This window comes from Enterococcus raffinosus, assembly GCF_019175485.1.
Taxonomy (GTDB): domain Bacteria; phylum Bacillota; class Bacilli; order Lactobacillales; family Enterococcaceae; genus Enterococcus_A; species Enterococcus_A raffinosus.
The window spans coordinates 1,650,241-1,669,604 of record NZ_CP072888.1 but is presented as its reverse complement, the minus strand read 5'-3'; the positions used below and the strand labels follow the sequence as shown (position 1 = coordinate 1,669,604).

At 39.1% G+C, this 19,364-nt stretch carries 14 protein-coding genes and 1 riboswitch; of the genes, 13 read left to right on the top strand and 1 reads right to left on the bottom strand.

Translation table 11 applies throughout. The annotated features are described in order from the left end of the window. The first annotated feature begins 71 nt into the window (after window positions 1-71). The 6 genes from purM (at window position 72) to guaC (ending at window position 6,381) form a co-directional block, all read left to right on the top strand. Window positions 72-1,115 carry a phosphoribosylformylglycinamidine cyclo-ligase gene (purM, locus tag J9537_RS08185; RefSeq protein ID WP_218255614.1) on the top strand — a complete coding sequence of 348 codons (1,044 nt, stop codon included), beginning with the start codon at window positions 72-74 and terminating at the stop codon, window positions 1,113-1,115. Continuing rightward, on the top strand, window positions 1,112-1,681 hold the full coding sequence (purN, locus tag J9537_RS08180; protein WP_218255613.1) for a phosphoribosylglycinamide formyltransferase: 570 nt from the start codon (window positions 1,112-1,114) through the stop codon (window positions 1,679-1,681). The genes purM and purN overlap by 4 nt, the downstream gene beginning before the upstream one ends. Window positions 1,682-1,737: 56 nt before the next feature. After that, window positions 1,738-3,270, top strand: a complete 1,533-nt coding sequence (gene purH / locus J9537_RS08175) for a bifunctional phosphoribosylaminoimidazolecarboxamide formyltransferase/IMP cyclohydrolase (RefSeq protein ID WP_218255611.1) — start codon at window positions 1,738-1,740, stop codon at window positions 3,268-3,270. 15 nt (window positions 3,271-3,285) lie between these two features. Next, a complete protein-coding gene (gene purD / locus J9537_RS08170) occupies window positions 3,286-4,536 on the top strand; it encodes a phosphoribosylamine--glycine ligase (protein ID WP_218255609.1) in 1,251 nt (416 codons plus the stop codon). 257 nt (window positions 4,537-4,793) lie between these two features. Beyond that, window positions 4,794-5,222, top strand: coding sequence for a DUF3788 family protein (locus J9537_RS08165; RefSeq protein ID WP_218255607.1), 429 nt, complete (start codon window positions 4,794-4,796; stop codon window positions 5,220-5,222). Between the two features lie 181 nt (window positions 5,223-5,403). After that, window positions 5,404-6,381 (top strand): GMP reductase, encoded by a 978-nt coding sequence (guaC, locus tag J9537_RS08160; protein WP_010744934.1) that lies wholly within the window; start codon window positions 5,404-5,406, stop codon window positions 6,379-6,381. Window positions 6,382-6,491: 110 nt separating this feature from the next. On the opposite strand, the gene J9537_RS08155 is transcribed toward guaC, so the two are convergent. Beyond that, window positions 6,492-7,862 carry an IS1182 family transposase gene (locus J9537_RS08155; RefSeq protein WP_218255606.1) on the bottom strand — a complete coding sequence of 457 codons (1,371 nt, stop codon included), beginning with the start codon at window positions 7,860-7,862 and terminating at the stop codon, window positions 6,492-6,494. A 189-nt stretch (window positions 7,863-8,051) separates the two neighbouring features. Here J9537_RS08155 and J9537_RS08150 point away from each other — a divergent pair, with 189 nt between their 5' ends. The 7 genes from J9537_RS08150 (at window position 8,052) to lpdA (ending at window position 18,780) form a co-directional block, all read left to right on the top strand. Continuing rightward, window positions 8,052-9,473, top strand: a complete 1,422-nt coding sequence (locus tag J9537_RS08150; RefSeq protein WP_218255604.1) for an aminotransferase-like domain-containing protein — start codon at window positions 8,052-8,054, stop codon at window positions 9,471-9,473. Continuing rightward, window positions 9,474-10,205, top strand: coding sequence for a nitroreductase family protein (locus J9537_RS08145; protein WP_218255602.1), 732 nt, complete (start codon window positions 9,474-9,476; stop codon window positions 10,203-10,205). It abuts the gene before it with no gap. 37 nt (window positions 10,206-10,242) lie between these two features. After that, window positions 10,243-10,407, top strand: a riboswitch (M-box (ykoK) riboswitch). A 194-nt stretch (window positions 10,408-10,601) separates the two neighbouring features. Then, window positions 10,602-13,208 (top strand): magnesium-translocating P-type ATPase, encoded by a 2,607-nt coding sequence (gene mgtA / locus J9537_RS08140; protein ID WP_218257351.1) that lies wholly within the window; start codon window positions 10,602-10,604, stop codon window positions 13,206-13,208. Window positions 13,209-13,599: 391 nt separating this feature from the next. Next, complete coding sequence (pdhA, locus tag J9537_RS08135) at window positions 13,600-14,709, top strand: pyruvate dehydrogenase (acetyl-transferring) E1 component subunit alpha (RefSeq protein ID WP_218255601.1); 1,110 nt, start codon at window positions 13,600-13,602, stop codon at window positions 14,707-14,709. A gap of 2 nt (window positions 14,710-14,711) precedes the next feature. Further along, a complete protein-coding gene (locus J9537_RS08130) occupies window positions 14,712-15,689 on the top strand; it encodes an alpha-ketoacid dehydrogenase subunit beta (protein WP_010744927.1) in 978 nt (325 codons plus the stop codon). Between the two features lie 21 nt (window positions 15,690-15,710). Further along, complete coding sequence (locus J9537_RS08125) at window positions 15,711-17,366, top strand: dihydrolipoyllysine-residue acetyltransferase (RefSeq protein ID WP_218255600.1); 1,656 nt, start codon at window positions 15,711-15,713, stop codon at window positions 17,364-17,366. 7 nt (window positions 17,367-17,373) lie between these two features. Continuing rightward, complete coding sequence (lpdA, locus tag J9537_RS08120) at window positions 17,374-18,780, top strand: dihydrolipoyl dehydrogenase (protein WP_218255599.1); 1,407 nt, start codon at window positions 17,374-17,376, stop codon at window positions 18,778-18,780. Window positions 18,781-19,364: the final 584 nt, after the last annotated feature.

Sequence of the window (19,364 nt, the reverse complement as noted above, 5' to 3'; positions counted from 1 at the left end):
TGTTTGATTAAGAGGAACGTATAGTTTTGTTTAGTCAAAGAATACTTAATCACGAATAAGGAGAGAATCAAGTGGGAAATGCATATTCCAAAGCTGGCGTCGATGTGGAAGCTGGTTATGAAGTAGTTGAGCGCATCAAGAAACATGTAAAAAGAACAGAACGTTTAGGTGTCATGGGAGCAATCGGCGGATTTGGCGGCTGTTTCGATTTAAGTCAATTTCAATTGAAGGAACCTGTTTTAGTTTCCGGAACGGATGGTGTTGGAACAAAATTAATGGTTGCTATCCAAGCGGATAAACATGATACGATCGGGATTGATTGTGTCGCGATGTGTGTGAACGACATTGTAGCACAAGGTGCAGAACCCCTTTACTTTTTGGATTACATTGCAACTGGAAAAAATGTACCAGCTCGTTTAGAGCAAGTTGTAGCTGGCGTAGCAGAAGGATGTGTTCAAGCGGGAGCAGCTTTGATTGGCGGAGAGACCGCGGAAATGCCTGGAATGTACGGTGAAGAGGATTATGATTTAGCAGGATTTACAGTTGGTATCGCTGAGAAAAGCCAAATGATCACGGGCGAGAAAATTCAAGCAGGAGATGTTTTAATAGGATTGCCTTCATCAGGTATCCATTCAAACGGGTATTCTCTTGTTCGGAAAATTTTCTTTGAAAATCATCAATTCTCCATAGATGAAAAATTGCCTGAATTGGTTGATTCATTAGGTAATGAAATTCTGACTCCTACGAAAATTTATGTCGAAGCTGTTATGCCTTTAGTAAAACAGGGATTAATCAATGGTATTGCTCACGTAACTGGTGGGGGATTTGTTGAAAATTTGCCAAGAATGTTACCGGAAACGTTAGCTTGTGAAATTAAACTAGGTTCATGGCCGATCTTGCCGATTTTCGATGCATTGGCTAAATATGGTGAAATACCTGAAATGGAAATGTATGAGATTTTTAATATGGGAATCGGAATGGTTTTAGCCGTTTCACCAGATAAAGTTACAGAGTTGCAGAGCGATTTACAGAAGCGCAACGAAACATCATATATTATTGGTGAAGTGACAGAAAAACACGAATCATCGATTGTTTTCAAAGGGGAAAAGGCATGAAAATAGCTGTTTTGGCTTCGGGAAACGGATCAAACTTTGAGGTAATCGCTCAGGCAATCAAGGATAAAAAAATTGCGGCGGAGTTGGTTCTATTATTTTCGGATCACCATGATGCTTACGTGCTTGAGCGAGGAAAAAAGTTTGACATACCTTGTGAAAGTTTTGAGCTGAAGGAGTTTTCTGATAAACAGAGCTACGAGGATGCACTGTTGGATTTACTAAAAGAATACGATGTTGAGCTTGTTGTATTGGCAGGTTATATGCGTATCATTGGTAAAAATCTGTTGGCAGCTTTTCCTAATCGGATTGTGAATATTCATCCAGCCCTGTTACCTAACTTTCCTGGGCTACATGGAATCAAAGATGCCTATGAAGCCGGAGTAAAAGAAACGGGTGTAACAATTCATTATGTCGATAGTGGGGTAGACACTGGTCCTATCATTGCTCAAGGTAGAGTCGAAGTTTCAGATGAAGACAGTCTAAGTGATCTAGAAACGAAGATCCATCAAATCGAACATCAGCTTTATCCTGAGGTTTTAGCAAAGATTGTAAAAGAAAACAGCTGAAAATACAGACAAAAAGGTAGTTTTGTTTAAAAAATATAATTATAGGGAGAGTCATAATGACTAGAGCATTAATTAGTGTTTCAGATAAAACTGGAGTTGTAGAGTTTACTAAAGGTTTAATTGCGGCGGGAGTTGAAATTATCTCTACTGGTGGAACTAAAAAAGTTTTAGATGAAGCTGGTATTCCAACGTTAAGTATTGATGAAGTGACAGGTTTTCCAGAGATGATGGATGGTCGGGTAAAGACCTTGCATCCAAAAATTCATGGTGGATTGTTGGGAAGACGCGATTTAACAAGTCACATGGAAGCAATGACAGAGCATGATATTCAGCCAATCGATTATGTTTGTGTGAATCTGTATCCATTTAAGGAGACAATTTCAAAGTCAGACGTAACGGAAGAAGACGCGATCGAAAATATTGATATTGGTGGTCCAAGTATGTTGCGTTCGGCTGCAAAGAATTTCAGTTCAGTCACTGTGGTAGTTGATCCTAAAGATTACGCACTTGTCTTAGCGGAAGTGAAAAGCAACCAAGCTACTTCGTTAGAGACCCGTAAACGTTTGGCGGCAAAAGTGTTTCGTCATACCGCAGCTTATGATGCACTGATTGCTGATTACTTAACAGAGAAAGTCAGCGAGCTCGAGCCAGAGAAATTAACGTTGACGTATGACCTAAAACAAACGTTACGTTATGGAGAAAATAGTCATCAAACGGCAGCTTTCTATCAAAGTGCGTTGCCTGTTTCCTACTCGATTGCTAGTGCTCAACAACTTCACGGTAAAGAGCTGTCATACAACAACATTAAGGATGCTGATGCAGCAATTCGTATTGCTCGCGAATTCACTGAGCCGACAGTTGTAGCATTAAAGCATATGAATCCATGTGGTATAGGGAGTGGCCGTACTATCGCTGAGGCGTATCAATTTGCTTATGAAGCAGACCCCACATCAATTTTTGGTGGTATTTTAGTCGCAAATCGGGAGATTGATCTGGAGACAGCAGAAGAGATGCATAAACTATTTTTAGAAATTATTATCGCGCCAAGCTTCAGCAAAGAAGCCTTTGAAGTGTTATCAGGGAAGAAAAACCTACGACTGATGACATTAGATTTTGCGAATCAAAGAAACAATCAACCAGAAGTCGTTTCTGTTTTAGGGGGACTATTAGTACAGGATCAAGATGTTATTGAAGAGATTCCCGAAGAATGGGAAGTTGCGACAGATCGTAAGCCGACAAATGAAGAATTAAAAGCTTTAGCCTTCGCTTGGAAAGCAGTAAAGCATGTAAAATCAAATGCGATTGTAGTTGCGAATGCACATCAAACAGTTGGCGTTGGAGCTGGACAAATGAATCGAGTCGGTTCAGTCAAAATCGCACTAGATGAGGCTAAGGGACGAATGGATGGTGCAGTTTTAGCTAGTGATGCTTATTTCCCAATGGATGATAGCGTGGAATATGCTGCTCAGCATGGAATCAAGGCAATTGTTCAGCCTGGCGGAAGTATTCGTGACAAAGATTCGATTGCGATGGCAAATAAATATGGTGTAGCAATGGTCTTTACAGGCGTTCGTCATTTTAGACATTAATTTGAGGAGGATTCAATGAAGATATTAATTATTGGCAGCGGTGGACGAGAACACGCGATCGCAAGAAAGATATTGAACAGCCCGAAAGTGACGGAGGTTTACTGTGCGAAAGGAAATCCAGGCATGTTAAGCGATGGTATCCAAGTAGTGAATATCGCTGAAGATGATCATGAGGGATTGATTTCTTATGTTAAAGAAAAAAACATCGCTTGGACGTTTGTTGGACCTGAAATCCCACTGTTAAATGGGATTGTTGATGATTTTCAAGCAGCGGGACTAAAGATTTTTGGACCTAACAAGGCGGCGGCGATGATTGAAGGATCAAAGGAATTCGCCAAGAAAATAATGGTGGACAATGCGATTCCAACTGCTGATTATGAAGCTTTCACAAATTACGAGGCAGCTTGTGCATATGTAAAAGAAAAAGGAGCGCCTATCGTCATCAAAGCAGATGGTTTGGCAGCCGGCAAAGGCGTGACCGTCGCAATGACTTTAGAGGAAGCATTGCAAGCATTAAAAGAAATGATGACGGATCACCGCTTTGGTAAGAGCGGTGACAAGGTTGTTGTAGAGGAGTTTCTGGAAGGACAAGAATTCTCTTTGCTTGCTTTTGTGAGAAATGAGAATGTTTATCCAATGGTAATTGCTCAAGACCATAAACGCGCATTTGACGAAGACAAGGGACCAAATACTGGTGGCATGGGGGCCTACTCGCCAGTACCTCAGATACCAGAAGAAATGGTGGATGCTGCGGTGGAGAGAATACTGAAACCAGCAGCTTCAGGAATGATGAAAAATGATACGCCTTTTACTGGAATCTTGTATGCAGGATTAATAGCTACCAACACAGGTCCAAAAGTCATTGAGTTTAATGCTCGCTTTGGGGATCCTGAAACACAAGTCGTTTTACCACGTTTGACTAGTGATCTTGCAGAAATAATTGATGATCTGTTAAATAATAAAGAACCAGAATTGACATGGAGTAATCAAGCTTCAGTAGGAGTAGTTTTAGCGGCGGAGGGTTATCCTAATGATTACAAAAAGGGAATGTCTGTTCCTGAATTTAATGATCAAGTGACTGTATATTTTGCAGGAGTAACAGACGATCAAGGAACCATACGCGCATCAGGCGGACGTGTACTTTTAGTTGAGGCTGTGTCGGATTCAATAGAGTCTGCTCAAGCTAAAGTGTATGAAGCTTTAGAAGAGGTGAATACTACAGACTACTTCTATCGTAAGGATATCGGTGCAAAATCAATAAAATAAAGCTAGTTTCGTTTGTAAATCAGACTGTAGACAGAAGCCATTTTATCGTGGATGTCTGCAGTCTTTTTTTGCTCAAATTGTCTCGAGATTTAAAAAATGACAGAGTTAATTAAAAGTGGTAAACTTAATATGAAAAAAGCGTTAAAAAAAAACGTGAATTTGAAGAAAAATAAAAAGTATTTGACTCATACAAATAGTTGCGTAAAGTAAAACTATTTTTATTTCATAGTGTATTGATATCGAAAGAGGCGAGGACCATGGAAAGAAAACGATCCAAAACGGATGGTGAGAAGCAAGAGTTGCAGACGATCTTATCAGGATTACCTAATTCTCAGTATTTGAAAATATTGTTGGCTCAACTTATGAGGCATTATGATCCTAAAATCAAGTATATTTTCCAGAAACAGACTGGATGGCAGCTAGTTATTGAACAATACGATGGATTACTTTGTCGCATCAAAATCCATAAGAGTTACTTTTCAGTTAGTACTCCTTTCCCAGAATTCGGAATAAGTTATTTGACCCCTATGGTAAAAGTAATGTCAGATGAGTTCAAAGTAAAATTTGAAGACGTTTCAAAAAAAACTCAAAAAATCGAAATGAAAGTTACTAATGAGGAGGAAATGGAAGACGTTATTTTTTTAGTTAGTCTTCAGGCCAAAAAATTAAGAAATGCTTTAGTCTGAAAAGTTAATGTTCGTGTTTTTTGAGATAAAATTTAAAATCAGCTTGCTTTTTAAGTGAATATGTTGTAAATTACATAGGGCGATAACGCTCTATGTTTTTTTATTAGTCCTGCTTTTTGTAGTCTGAATAGTATAAAAACAAATTAAAATGAGATAGCGATCTTATTCATTGGAGGCCATTATGAAAGTATTTGATTATGAAGATATTCAGCTGATTCCTAATAAGTGTATTGTTAATAGTCGTTCAGAATGTGACACGACTGTTCAATTAGGAAAGTTTAGTTTTAAGATGCCCGTTGTACCAGCCAATATGCAAACGATTATTGATGAAAGTATTGCGGAATTTTTGGCAGAAAATGGTTACTTCTATATTATGCATCGTTTTTATGAGGACCAACGAATTCCATTCATAAAGAAAATGCAATCTCGTGGTTTATTTACATCTATTAGTGTCGGTGTAAAAGGATATGAATATGATTTTGTAAAACAATTAGCAGAAGAAAAATTAAACCCGGACTATATTACCATTGATATTGCGCATGGACATTCTGATCCGGTGATTAATATGATCAAGCATATCAAAAAATATTTGCCAGAAACATTTGTAATTGCTGGGAATGTTGGTACACCAGAAGCAGTAAGGGAATTAGAAAATGCTGGGGCAGATGCTACCAAGCTTGGGATTGGACCAGGTAAGGTATGTATTACTAAAATCAAAACAGGTTTTGGTACTGGCGGTTGGCAATTAGCGGCACTGAGTTGGTGTGCAAAAGCGGCACGTAAACCAATTATTGCAGATGGTGGTATTCGTACTCATGGAGACATCGCAAAATCCATTCGATTCGGAGCTACGATGGTTATGATTGGCTCCCTTTTTGCTGGACACGAGGAATCACCAGGGGAAACAATGGTCGAAGATGGAGTTGTTTATAAAGAGTACTTTGGAAGTGCTTCTGAGTTCCAAAAAGGTGAAAAGAAGAATGTAGAAGGAAAGAAAATCTGGATTCCTTATAAAGGTTCTTTAAAAGACACTCTTATTGAAATGCAGCAAGATTTGCAATCATCGATTTCTTACGCGGGTGGGAATGATTTAGAGGCGCTGCAAAAAGTTGATTATGTAGTTGTTAAGAACTCGATTTTCAATGGGGATACGATTTAATATTATTTGAACTCATACTAATAATTAGTATGAGTCAGACTGTAGACAAAAGACGACCCAAACTCGTAGTTCGAGTTTGGGTCGTCTTTTTATATGTTTCCTTTCGAAATTCAGAGCAAAAAAAATAAAGGCTCTTTGCCTTTCCATAGCCACGTGGCCAGTTTCTTCAAATTCATTGCAGCAAACACTAGCATCGTATGCGTCGCGACTTTTTCCAAGCCTCGATACTTGGTCCAACGCATCCCATGCTTCTCTTTTGCATCTGCAAATATTCGCTCGATCGTTTCTTTTCTCTTTTTGTAAATCTCTTTATTCAAATCTGTCAGGCGAAGCTGCTCAATTTCATCCATCAAATTCGCCCAAACGTGTCGTGTGATCACTTTTTGATGATTTTTACTTTTCGTGCAGCTTCTTAGCAACGGGCAACTTATGCATTTTTTCGGATTTGATTTGTATTCTCGATAGCCCTCTCGGTTGACTGTAGAAAATTTTAACATTTGATCGTTAGGACAAAGATAGCAATCGTGACACTCATCATAGACAAATTCCTTTTTTGGTAACAACCCTTTCTTTCCTCTCGGGCGTGAGTAGGGTAAAATTGGCCGAAGTTTCCAGTGTGTCAAAAAGTGAACAAACTTCGGGGTCTTATAGCCAGCATCCGCAACCACTCGTTTGATTTCTGGAAAAAGTCTCTTCGATTGTTTGACGAGTTGGAACGCGACTTGACTGTCATGGATATTTCCGGGAGTCACGATCGTGCTAAGAACAAATCCGTTGTCATCGCAGGATGTATGGGCAGAATAAGCAAACTGTTTTTCTCGTTCGCCTTTGACGTAGTAGCCACTTTCTGGATCGGCCTTACTTATTTTTCTTTCTTTCAGCTCCACTTCCTTTTCTAAGTCCAAAGTAAAAGGGCGTTTTCCCGCTTCGATTCGTTGACGATTGATTTCATCTTCTAATTCATCTTGATAGGCTTTCGCTTCGTCATGAGTCATTTCCTTCGTGAACTTATGTTTATTGGCATTGGCTTTGATGTGCGTCGAATCAAGGTATAAGTTATCTTCTGTCACAAAGCCTGCTTTGACTGCTTGTCCCAAAATATAAGCAAAAATGTCTTCAAACAACGTGGTTTCTCGAAACCTCCGGACATAATTTTTACCAAAAGTGGAAAAATGCGGGATGTCTTCTTCGAAGGAAAATCCTAAAAACCAACGATAAGCGACATTGGTATCGACTTCCTTAATTGTTTGTCGCATGGAGCGAATCCCAAAGAGGTATTGGATAAACACTAATTTGATAAGAATAACGGGGTCAATGCTTGGTCGTCCTAAAGTTGAATAAGTCTCTTCAACAATTGGATAAATGAACTCAAAATCAATCGCCGCATCAATCTTTCGAACAAGGTGATCATGAGGAACCAGATCGTCAATCGTGAGCATCGCGAATTGGTTTCTACCATTCGTATTGTTTTTGGACATCATAAACTATCCCTCCTGTATTCGGTTTCATAAATCCATTATAAAAGAAAAAACTGTAGACAGCATCCATAAAATGGACTTTGTCTACAGTCTGACTCATACTAATAATTAGTATGAGTTTTTTTAGTTATCTTGACTCTTTTATTGAATTGGGTTAGCGTTGAGTCATCCAATAATAAATGAGGGATTTCTATGTGGGAGCTATCAGAAAAAACAAAAATACCGATATATCAACAAATTATGGAACAAATTATTTCCTATATTCAAGAAGGCACTCTGCAACCAGGAGATCGGTTGCCGTCGGAGCGTAAATTGGCTACATATTATAATGTAAATCGATCGACAGTCGTTCACGCTTTGGATGAGTTGGTTAGTCTAGGCTGGGTATTGCGGCGACAGGGTAGTGGGACAATAGTTAATGAGGGAAATTGGGGAAGGAGTACGATGCCAAGGGTTGATTGGCGCAGTTTTTTTACACAGGAATCACATCCTAGAGAACCTTTTCTGGAAAAATTACAACTTTTATTGTCTGATTCTGAAGCACTTGATCTTTACTCAGGAGAACTCCCCTTAAATTTGATTCCTGATTTTCGCTTCCCTTCTTACACCTGGGAAGAATTACTTTTAGAAGAAAGAAAACAAAGCCCCTTGGGATATCGACCTTTGCAGCAGATTATTTGTCAGAAAATAAAAATAGAACAGAAAATTGATGTTTTTTCGGACCAAGTCTTGATCACCTCAGGCGCACAGCAGGCAATGTTCTTACTGCTTCAGGTAATGCTGCAGAGCGGAGACAGCGTAGCTATCGAGGACCCATCTTTTTTATACTCATTACCGATTTTCGCAACTGCAGGTATTAAGCTGTATGGTGTAGAGATGGATAATGAAGGAATGAAGATCGATAAGCTAGAGCAATTAATTCTCACAAAAAAAATAAAGCTAATTATCCTTAACCCAACTTTTCAAAATCCGACGGGGAAGACGATGTCAGAAAGTCGCAGAAGGCAATTGATTGAGCTCAGTCAAAAATACCAGCTACCAATTATCGAGGACGAAGTATTCAGTGAGATGAATTTTAACCTCATCCCTCCTTCGTTGAAGGAACTTGCACCACATCAAGTGATTCATCTAGGCTCATTATCTAAAATTTTTGGTTCTTCTATCAAAATTGGCTGGATTGTGGCTGATCGGGATTTAATTCAACGATTATCCGAGGCCAAGCAAATGATGGATTTTTCCATCAGCGTTTTCCCACAGGTGATCGCCCATACCGCTTTGACCGATTCACAGTTTGAACGGAATCAGAAAGAATTAGTAAGTAAATTAAAGAAACGTGCCAACTTATTTGTTTCATTAGCTGATAGTATTTCAGAGGATTGGATAATTTCTAAAATTGAAGGCGGAATCTATGTTTATTTTACTTGGCGGCATCAAAAATTGTTCAGAAAAGACTGGGAAATTTTCCTAAGAGAAAAAATATTAATTGCCCCCGCATTTCTTTTTAGTAGTGATACAATGGCAATGAGAGTGAATTATACTCGACTATCAGAAAAAGCACAGCAACTTTTTTTCGAAAAACTACAGAAGATTTCTAGAGAGCTAAGGAGGAATTAAATGGATGCATTAAAGAGTTTACAGACACACCGAACGTATCGTAATTTTGACGAAAACTATCAATTATCAGAGGAAGAATTACAAAAAATTTTGAACGCAAGTCGTCAAGCACCGAGTTGGATGAATGGTCAAATGTACAGCATTATCGTGGTACGAGATCGGAAAATTAGAGAAAAGCTTGTTGAGCTCAATCCAGGGAATCCACACATGCTTAAAAGTTCGGTTTTTCTTGTATTCGTAGCTGATTTAAAAAGGACAGAGAAGGTCGCTAAACATTATGAAGTGGGTTATCGCATTAATGAAGGTATAGATCCGTTGATCACAGCAGTAACCGATGCTGCTTTAGCCCTGGAAAATGCAGTAATCGCCACTGAATCTTTAGGATTGGGTTCTGTAGTCGTTGGATCGATTAGAAAAGATATTCCAGAAGTAAGCAATTTGTTGAATTTACCTGATTTCGTCTTTCCTGTTGCTGGCTTGAGCATTGGAAAGCCCAATGTGGAAATGAAAATCAAACCTCGTTTGCCAGAACAGGCAATTGTACACTATGACACGTACCAAGATTATAACTATCAGTTGATAGAAGAGTATGATGATACGATGGAAAAATTTGCAGAAGCTCGCGAAACGAAACTGTGGAGTAAAAAATTTGCAGATTACTTTAGCAGTTCCCCAAATAAAAAGGTCGATGAGTTTCTGAAAATGAAAAAGTTTTTTCAATCTAATGTTTGACACCGAGAGTTAACTGACATATAGTAAGGATGTAAATAAGAATAATTGTTAGGTGAGGCTCCTATACGGACACAGGCTACTGCCCAAAAATGTCGAGAGACGCCAATGGGTAAAACAGGAATCATCGTGAAGGTGATTCATAACGTAGCTGACAAATTTTGTCTACGCCCTATAGTGCTAAAGCTCGACGATGAACATGATTGGATTTTCGCGCGTGCTCATTTTCGAGTGTGCGCTTTTTTTCTGTCAGTTAAACCTGTAAGCATGTTAGGTTGCTTAATATCGCCAAAGAATAATGAAAGGATGTGAGGAAGATGGACCTTGAAGATAGTCGACCGAAAAGTAAGAATAACTGGGCGGCTTTGGCTGCCTTGAATTTTAGGAGGAAAAACTATGATGAACAAAAAAGGCCTTCTTGCTCGCAAAATCAATAAAGATCAAGAGTTAAAAAAATTAGCAATTTTATCTGATCGTGACTTATTCCTTAATTTGCGAACATCTCTTCAAGGACTATCAGAGGAGGATGCGCAAAGTCGTTTGGAGGAGTATGGACCTAATGAAGTTTCTGCGCAGAAGCCGACACCTGGTATTTTATTATTTTTGCAGGCTTTCAACGATCCATTTGTCTATGTTTTAGCACTTTTAGCCATCGTTTCATTGTTGACAAATGATATTGAGGCCTCAATTGTGATGACGATCATGATTTTGGCTAGTGTTTTGATTACGTTCATTCAAGAATATCGCTCACAAAAGGCGAGTATTGAATTAAAAGAAATGATTGAAAATACCGCTGCGATCACACGTAATGGAGAAACAAAGGAAATTCCGATGGACGAAGTAGTACCTGGTGACATTCTGACGTTAGCGACTGGAGACATGATTCCAGCAGATGCGGTGTTAATCTGGACGAAGGATCTCTTCGTCAATCAATCCTCGTTAACGGGAGAATCAATGCCTGTCGAAAAATATCTTTCAGATGAGACGGAAATAAACGAAGAAACAACCGCATTAGACTTAACCAATTTAGTGTTTATGGGAACTGACGTGTTAAGTGGTCAAGGAAAAGCTATTATTCTAAAGACAGGTCAGCAAACGTTCTTTGGTGATATCGCTAAAAATGCGACATCGAAACGTGGCAAGACTTCTTTTGATATTGGATTATCAAAAGTTAGTAAGTTGTTGCTGCGTATGGTTATGGTTCTGTTTCCCTTAGTGTTTTTAATTAACGGATTTACTAAGGGGGATTGGAGTAGTGCCTTTTTCTTTGCAATTGCAGTTGCAGTGGGCTTGACACCTGAAATGCTCCCAATGATAGTAAGCTCGAATTTGGCGAAGGGGGCATTAACTCTTTCGAAGCACAAAGTCATTGTGAAAGAATTAGCTTCGATTCAAAATCTAGGTAGTATGGATGTTTTATGTACAGATAAAACGGGAACTATTACGGAAGATCGCGTTGTATTAGTACAGCATTTAGACCCTTTAGGAAATGAAAATGAACAAGTTTTGGACTTGGCTTTTATGAATTCTACCTATCAGACAGGGTGGAAAAATTTGATGGACATCGCGGTAATTAATTATTTTGAAGAGCAAAATCGTCATTTGCCTTATCGAGCGGTTCAGAAAATTGATGAGATACCATTTGATTTTTCTCGTCGGCGTTTAACTGTCGTAATGAAGACGGACGAGCATCAACTAATGATCACTAAGGGTGCTGTTGAAGAAATGGCAGCAATCTGCAAATATGTTGAAATAAATGGGGAAATTTTAGAATTAACGCCAGATATCCGCCAACAGTTACAGATCGTTAACGAGAAAATGAATCGTCAAGGTATGCGAGTAATCACGGTTGCTGTGCGGAGAGATGCCCATGATGAACCTATTTATTCAACGGATGATGAAAAAGATATGACATTAATCGGTTTTATGGGGTTCCTTGATCCAGCAAAGGCATCAGCTAAACCAGCAATTAAATCGCTCCAACAACACGGTGTAACAGTGAAGGTTTTGACAGGAGATAATGCAATCGTTGCTCAAAAAGTATGCCAAGATGTTGGTATTCCTGCGGATGATTTTGTATTAGGGAATCAAATTGATGAAATGTCAGATGAAGAGCTGTATCAAGCAGCAGAAAAAATCAATCTGTTTGCCAAGTTAAACCCTATGCAAAAATCACGAATCATTGAATCGCTACAAACTAAGGGACACACGGTGGGTTTCATGGGGGATGGAATCAATGATGCGCCAGCCTTACGAAAAGCTGATGTCGGAATTTCGGTGGACACAGCGGCAGATATCACTAAGGATGCCAGTTCAATCATCCTACTAGAAAAAAGTCTAGGCGTTTTAGAAAGTGGTGTTATTGAAGGCCGCCGAGTATTTAGTAATATGATGAAATACATTAAAATCACTATTAGTTCAAATTTCGGAAACGTATTTTCTATTCTAATTGCTAGCGCGTTTTTACCATTTTTACCTATGCTGTCAATTCAATTACTATTGCAAAATTTAATCTATGATTTTGCACAACTAACAATTCCTTGGGACAATGTGGATGATGAGGAATTACAGGCTCCAACTAAATGGGAAACTACCGGTCTATTGAAATTCACTGTCTGTATTGGTCCGATCAGCTCAGTTTTCGACATAATTACTTTCTTAGTCATGTGGTTCATTTTTGGTGCCAATACAGGTGGTGCACAAAACCTTTTCCAAACCGGGTGGTTTATGATCGGTCTTACCACACAAGCATTGGTTGTTTTAATGGTAAGAACGAAGAAAATTCCATTTATCCAAAGTCGTCCAGCACCACAAGTTTTTGCCAGTTTACTGATGGCTGTTGTTGTCGGAGCATTAGTTGTTTTGACTCCAATTGCTGAACAATTTGATTTTGTTTATTTACCAAGCAGCTATTGGTTATGGTATCTTATTATCGTTGCTGCTTACATGTTGGCGACTCAGCTAGGAAAAGTAGTATATATAAAAATTGCAAAAGAATGGATCTGAACTATAACAGAATGGCCTGTGTTGCCATTCTGTTTCTTTTTTTGTGAAAAAAGGCAACAAAATTTAAGTTTTAAAGATTGTGCAGTCAATCGTTTTAGTTATAAATTATTCTAAAAACGATAGAGCTTTAATAAAACTAAATACCCTTTTGATTTAATCTTATTGTTTTGTCCGGTTGGTAAGAATTCCTTATTGAAAGGGTGCTGAACATGATTTCACAAGCCTAAAATGTGAAACGCTTCAATTCGCTCAAAATTAGTGAGCAAGTTTGTTGTCAATTGAATACAAAAATGCTAATTTAGAATGGAAGGAGCAATAGCAATAATACAGATTGACTTGCTGTTGCACTGATAACAAGACTTAATTTATTTAAGAGAGGAAAGTGTACACCATGGCAGAAAAAGAGTTAACGATTGATTTTGAAGCCTTACTAAAAGATGTAAACGCGGATTTTCCCGTGTACCAAGCGCTGGATGAGGACGGGAAAATTGTAAATGAAAACCTAGTTCCTGAGCTATCCGATGATGAACTTGTAGAATTAATGACTTCGATGGTTTGGTCTCGAGTGCTAGACCAACGTTCGACTGCATTAAATCGTCAAGGACGTTTAGGGTTTTTCGCGCCAACTGCTGGACAAGAAGCTAGCCAATTAGCTAGTCACTTTGCATTTGAAAAAGAAGACGTTTTATTACCAGGTTATCGTGATGTACCACAATTGATCAAACACGGACTACCATTAGCAGAGGCTTTCTTATGGTCTCGAGGTCATGTTGCAGGAAATAACTATCCAGCGGATTTGCAAGCATTGCCTCCACAAATCATTATAGGTGCGCAATATGTTCAAGCGGCTGGTGTTGCTTTAGGACTGAAGAAACGTAACAGCAAAAACGTTGTTTTCACTTATACAGGCGATGGCGGTTCATCACAGGGTGATTTCTATGAAGCAATTAACTTTGCCGGTGCTTATCATGCAAACGCTGTATTTTATATTCAAAATAACGGATTTGCGATTTCTACTCCTCGTGAAAAACAATCCGCAGCAAAAACGTTAGCCCAAAAATCAGTGGCAGCTGGAATTCCTGGTATTCAGGTTGACGGAATGGATCCATTAGCAGTCTATTACGTTTCTAAAAAAGCACGTGAGTGGGCAGCAAACGGCAATGGTCCAGTGTTAATTGAAACTTTGACTTACAGATATGGTCCACACACGCTATCTGGTGATGACCCAACACGTTACCGTTCAAAAGAAATGGATGATGAATGGACAAAGAAAGATCCATTGGTTCGATTCCGTAAATATCTGACAGAAAAAGGCTTATGGTCAGAAGAGCAAGAAGAAAAAGTGATCGAAGCAACAAAAGAAGAAATTAAACAAGCGATTACTGATGCCGACCGTGTACCAAAGCAGAAAGTTTCTGATTTCTTGAAAAACATGTATGAGGTACAGCCACAAAACATTAAAGAGCAAATTGAATTCTATGAAGCGAAGGAGTCGAAATAATCATGGCACAAAAAACAATGATACAAGCAATTACAGATGCCTTAGCTCTGATGCTTGAAAAAGATAAAGAAGTATTAATTTTCGGTGAAGACGTTGGGAAGAACGGAGGCGTTTTTCGTGCCACTGAGGGATTGCAAGAGAAATTCGGTGAAGATCAAGTTTTCGATACGCCATTAGCTGAATCTGGTATTGCGGGACTTGGTTTTGGCTTAGCATTGCAAGGCTTCCGTCCAGTTCCAGAGATTCAATTCTTTGGTTTTGTATTTGAAGCGATGGATGAAATTGTCGGACAAATGGCTCGGACTCGTTATCGCATGGGAAATACTCGGAATTTACCGATCACGATTCGTGCACCATTCGGTGGTGGTGTTCATACACCAGAACTCCACTCAGATAATTTAGAAGGTTTAATGGCACAATCACCAGGTCTGCGTGTAGTTATTCCATCAAACCCTTATGACGCAAAAGGACTATTGATCGCATCAATCAGAAATAATGACCCGGTAGTCTTCTTAGAACATATGAAGCTTTACCGTTCATTCCGTGAAGAAGTTCCAGAAGGAATTTATGAAGTACCTCTAGACAAAGCAGCTGTAACTAAGGAAGGATCAGATGTTTCAATTATTACTTATGGCGCGATGGTTCGTGAAGCAATTAAAGCTGCTGACAATTTAGCAAAAGAAAATATTAATGCAGAAATTATTGACTTACGGACAGTAGCTCCTCTTGATGTTGAAACAATCATTAAATCAGTAGAGAAGACTGGTCGTGTCGTTGTTGTTCAAGAAGCGCAAAAACAAGCAGGCGTTTCTGCACAAGTAATTTCAGAAATCTCAGAACGGGCGATTCTTTCATTAGAAGCACCAATCGGGCGGGTTTCTGCTCCAGATACGATTTTCCCATTTGGACAAGCGGAAGGTATCTGGTTGCCAAACGCAGCAGATATCGAAGCAAAAGTAAAAGAAATCGTAGAATTTTAAACTAAAGGAGCGAAAAAAAACATGGCTTACCAATTTAAACTGCCTGATATCGGTGAAGGCATTGCTGAAGGTGAGATCGTCAAATGGTTCGTCAAAGCTGGCGATACAATTAACGAAGATGACACTTTATTAGAAGTACAAAATGATAAATCAGTGGAAGAAATTCCATCTCCTGTAACAGGAACAATCAAAAAAATCATTGTTGATGAAGGAACAGTTGCGAATGTCGGTGATGTTTTAGTTGAAATCGATGCACCTGGTCATGAAGGTAATGAAGGGGACGCAGGTGTTGCAGCAGAATCGCAAACACCAGAAGCACCAGCGGCTGAACCAACGGTCGAAAGCGGATCAAGTGAGAGCAGCAGTTCTAATGAGGGCGGCGGAGTTTTCCAATTCAAATTACCTGATATTGGTGAAGGCATTGCGGAAGGCGAAATCGTTAAGTGGTTCGTTAAAGCTGGCGATAAGATCGAAGAAGACGATACTTTATTAGAAGTTCAAAACGACAAATCAGTGGAAGAAATTCCTTCTCCAGTAACAGGGACAATCAAGAACATCATTGTTGATGAAGGAACAGTTGCCAATGTTGGAGACGTTTTAGTCGAAATTGATGCACCTGGACACAATGATTCAAGTGCTTCTTCAAGCGAAGCATCTGTACCAACGGAGGCGCCAAAAGCTGAAGCGAAAGGAAACTCTTCAGTTGTAGAAGCAAGTAATCCAGATAAACGCATCTTAGCAATGCCGTCCGTTCGTCAATACGCACGTGAGAAAGATGTGGATATTAGCCAGGTAACTGCTACTGGAAAAGGTGGACGTGTCCTTAAGGAAGATATCGATACATTTATTTCCGGCGGTGGACAAACTGAACCAACCAAATCAGAAGTAAAATCAACTGAAACAGTTGCTTCATCAGCAAGTTCACCAGTGAAAGCTGAGAAACCTGCTCAACCATTTACATCAAATATGGGTGAAATGGAAACTCGTGAGAAATTGACACCAACCCGTAAAGCGATTGCTAAAGCAATGGTTAACAGCAAACATACTGCACCTCATGTAACTCTGCATGACGAAGTAGAAGTGTCTAAGCTTTGGGATCATCGTAAGAAATTCAAGCAAGTAGCTTTAGACAACGGAACAAAATTAACGTTCTTGCCTTACGTAGTGAAAGCTTTAACTGCAACAGTGAAAAAATACCCAGTCTTGAATGCATCAATCGATGATGCAGCTCAAGAAATTGTCTATAAAAATTACTACAATATTGGTATTGCGACAGATACTGATCATGGTTTATATGTACCAAACGTCAAAAATGCTGATACAAAAGGTATGTTCAAAATTGCCGATGAAATTAATGAAAAAGCAGCATTGGCACACGACGGTAAGTTATCTGCGGATGATATGCGGAATGGGACGATCACAATCTCAAATATTGGTTCTGTAGGCGGTGGCTGGTTTACTCCAGTAATCAACTACCCTGAAGTTGCGATTCTTGGCGTTGGTACGATTGCACAACAACCAATCGTTAACGATGAAGGCGAATTAGCGGTTGGCCGTGTAATGAAACTTTCATTAAGCTTCGACCATCGTATCGTTGATGGTGCGACAGCACAAAAAGCTATGAACAATATTAAACGTTTATTGGCTGATCCAGAATTATTATTAATGGAAGGATGATAAAATCATGGTAGTTGGAGATTTTGCCATTGAATTAGATACAGTTGTAATCGGTGCTGGACCTGGCGGCTATGTTGCCGCTATCCGCGCCGCTGAAATGGGACAGAAGGTAGCGATTATTGAGCGTGAATATATTGGAGGCGTGTGTTTAAACGTCGGTTGTGTTCCGTCAAAAGCGCTAATTTCTGCGGGACATCATTACCAAGACTCACTTGATTCATCAATGTTTGGTGTCACAAGTGAAAAAGTCAAATTGGATTTCACGAAAACACAAGAGTGGAAAGAAAATGAAGTCGTTAATAAATTAACTTCAGGTGTTAAATTTTTATTGAAAAAACACAAAGTAGAAATTATCGAAGGGGAAGCTTTCTTTGTAGATGACAAAACTTTACGAGTAATTCACCCTGATTCTGCTCAAACTTACTCATTTAATAATGCAATTGTCGCAACAGGTTCTCGTCCAATCGAGATCCCCGGCTTTAAATTCGGTGGTCGCGTATTAGATTCTACTGGCGGCTTAGCCTTAGCAGAAGTTCCAGAAAAACTTGTCATTATTGGCGGTGGCGTTATCGGTGCTGAACTAGGTGGCGCATATGCTAACCTTGGTGCTGAAGTAACAATTGTTGAAGGTACACCACAAATTTTGCCTACTTATGAAAAAGACATGGTGCAACTTGTTGAAAAAGATTTCAAACAAAAAGGAATCAAGGTCGTGACCTCTGCAATGGCTCGTGAAGCTGTTGATAATGGAGATAGTGTAACGGTTCGTTATGAAGTTGACGGCAAAGAAGAAACGGTTGATGCTGATTATGTGATGGTAACCGTTGGTCGTCGTCCGAATACAAATGACATGGGCTTAGAACAAGCGGGTGTTGAAATGACAGATCGAGGATTGATTCCAGTCGACAAACAAGGACGTACAAACGTGCCTAGCATCTATGCCATTGGCGACATCGTTCCTGGAGCTGCTTTAGCTCATAAAGCAAGCTACGAAGCGAAAATCGCAGCGGAAGCAATCTCTGGCAAGAAAGTTGCGGTGGACTATAAAGCAATGCCCGCAGTAGCTTTTACTGATCCAGAATTAGCTACTGTTGGAATGACGATCAAGGAAGCAAAAGAAGCTGGATTAGAAGCAAAAGCGTTCAAATTCCCATTCTCTGGAAATGGACGCGCGCTATCTTTAGGTAAAACAGAAGGATTCATTCGTTTAGTAACTACCGTAGAAGACAATGTCATCATTGGCGGTCAAATTGCTGGTGTTGGAGCGAGTGATATGATTTCTGAATTGGCGTTAGCCATCGAATCTGGTATGAATGCCGAAGATATTGCTTTAACCATTCACCCACATCCATCATTAGGTGAAATTGTTATGGATGCTTCTGAATTAGCTTTAGGTATGCCAATTCATATTTAAAAAGAAAGAGCCAAAATCCTAATTATTAGTGGATTTTGGCTTTTTTTACAGTCTGAAACGTTCCCCCTTATCAATATACTTTTTCAGGTAAGAAGATTTTTTTCAATAGAAGTACCAACTTAAACCCATCATAATCAAGAGTGCTTAATTAATCCATACACACTTGTTTAGTGATGCTTTTTTAATAAAACAACTGCTGTTCTAGGCAATAGTCACTTCATTCAAGAGGGATCAACGAAACTTGAATCTGTGCGACATGGTATTTCAACTCTTTTCTTAATAAAAGTCGTTTCAGAGATATTTTCGAATTTTAGCTACTCGTTTCTTCCTTAAATTAATAGATCTGGCGATAAGACAGTAGGGCAAATCAAATCATCAGGAAGTTCATCTGTCGATAAAATGATTTCGTTCTGATCCTGTTCGATGATCATTGTTTTCTTTTTTTTATTAGATATATTAGATAGAAAAAAGAATTTCTGAAATAAACTTTTCTAAAATTAGATTATCTCACTATTTTTTCATGGTATTTTAGTTTAGCAGAAATAAAAGTTTCGTAAGTCACTTTAAAATAGACCTAGCTAATT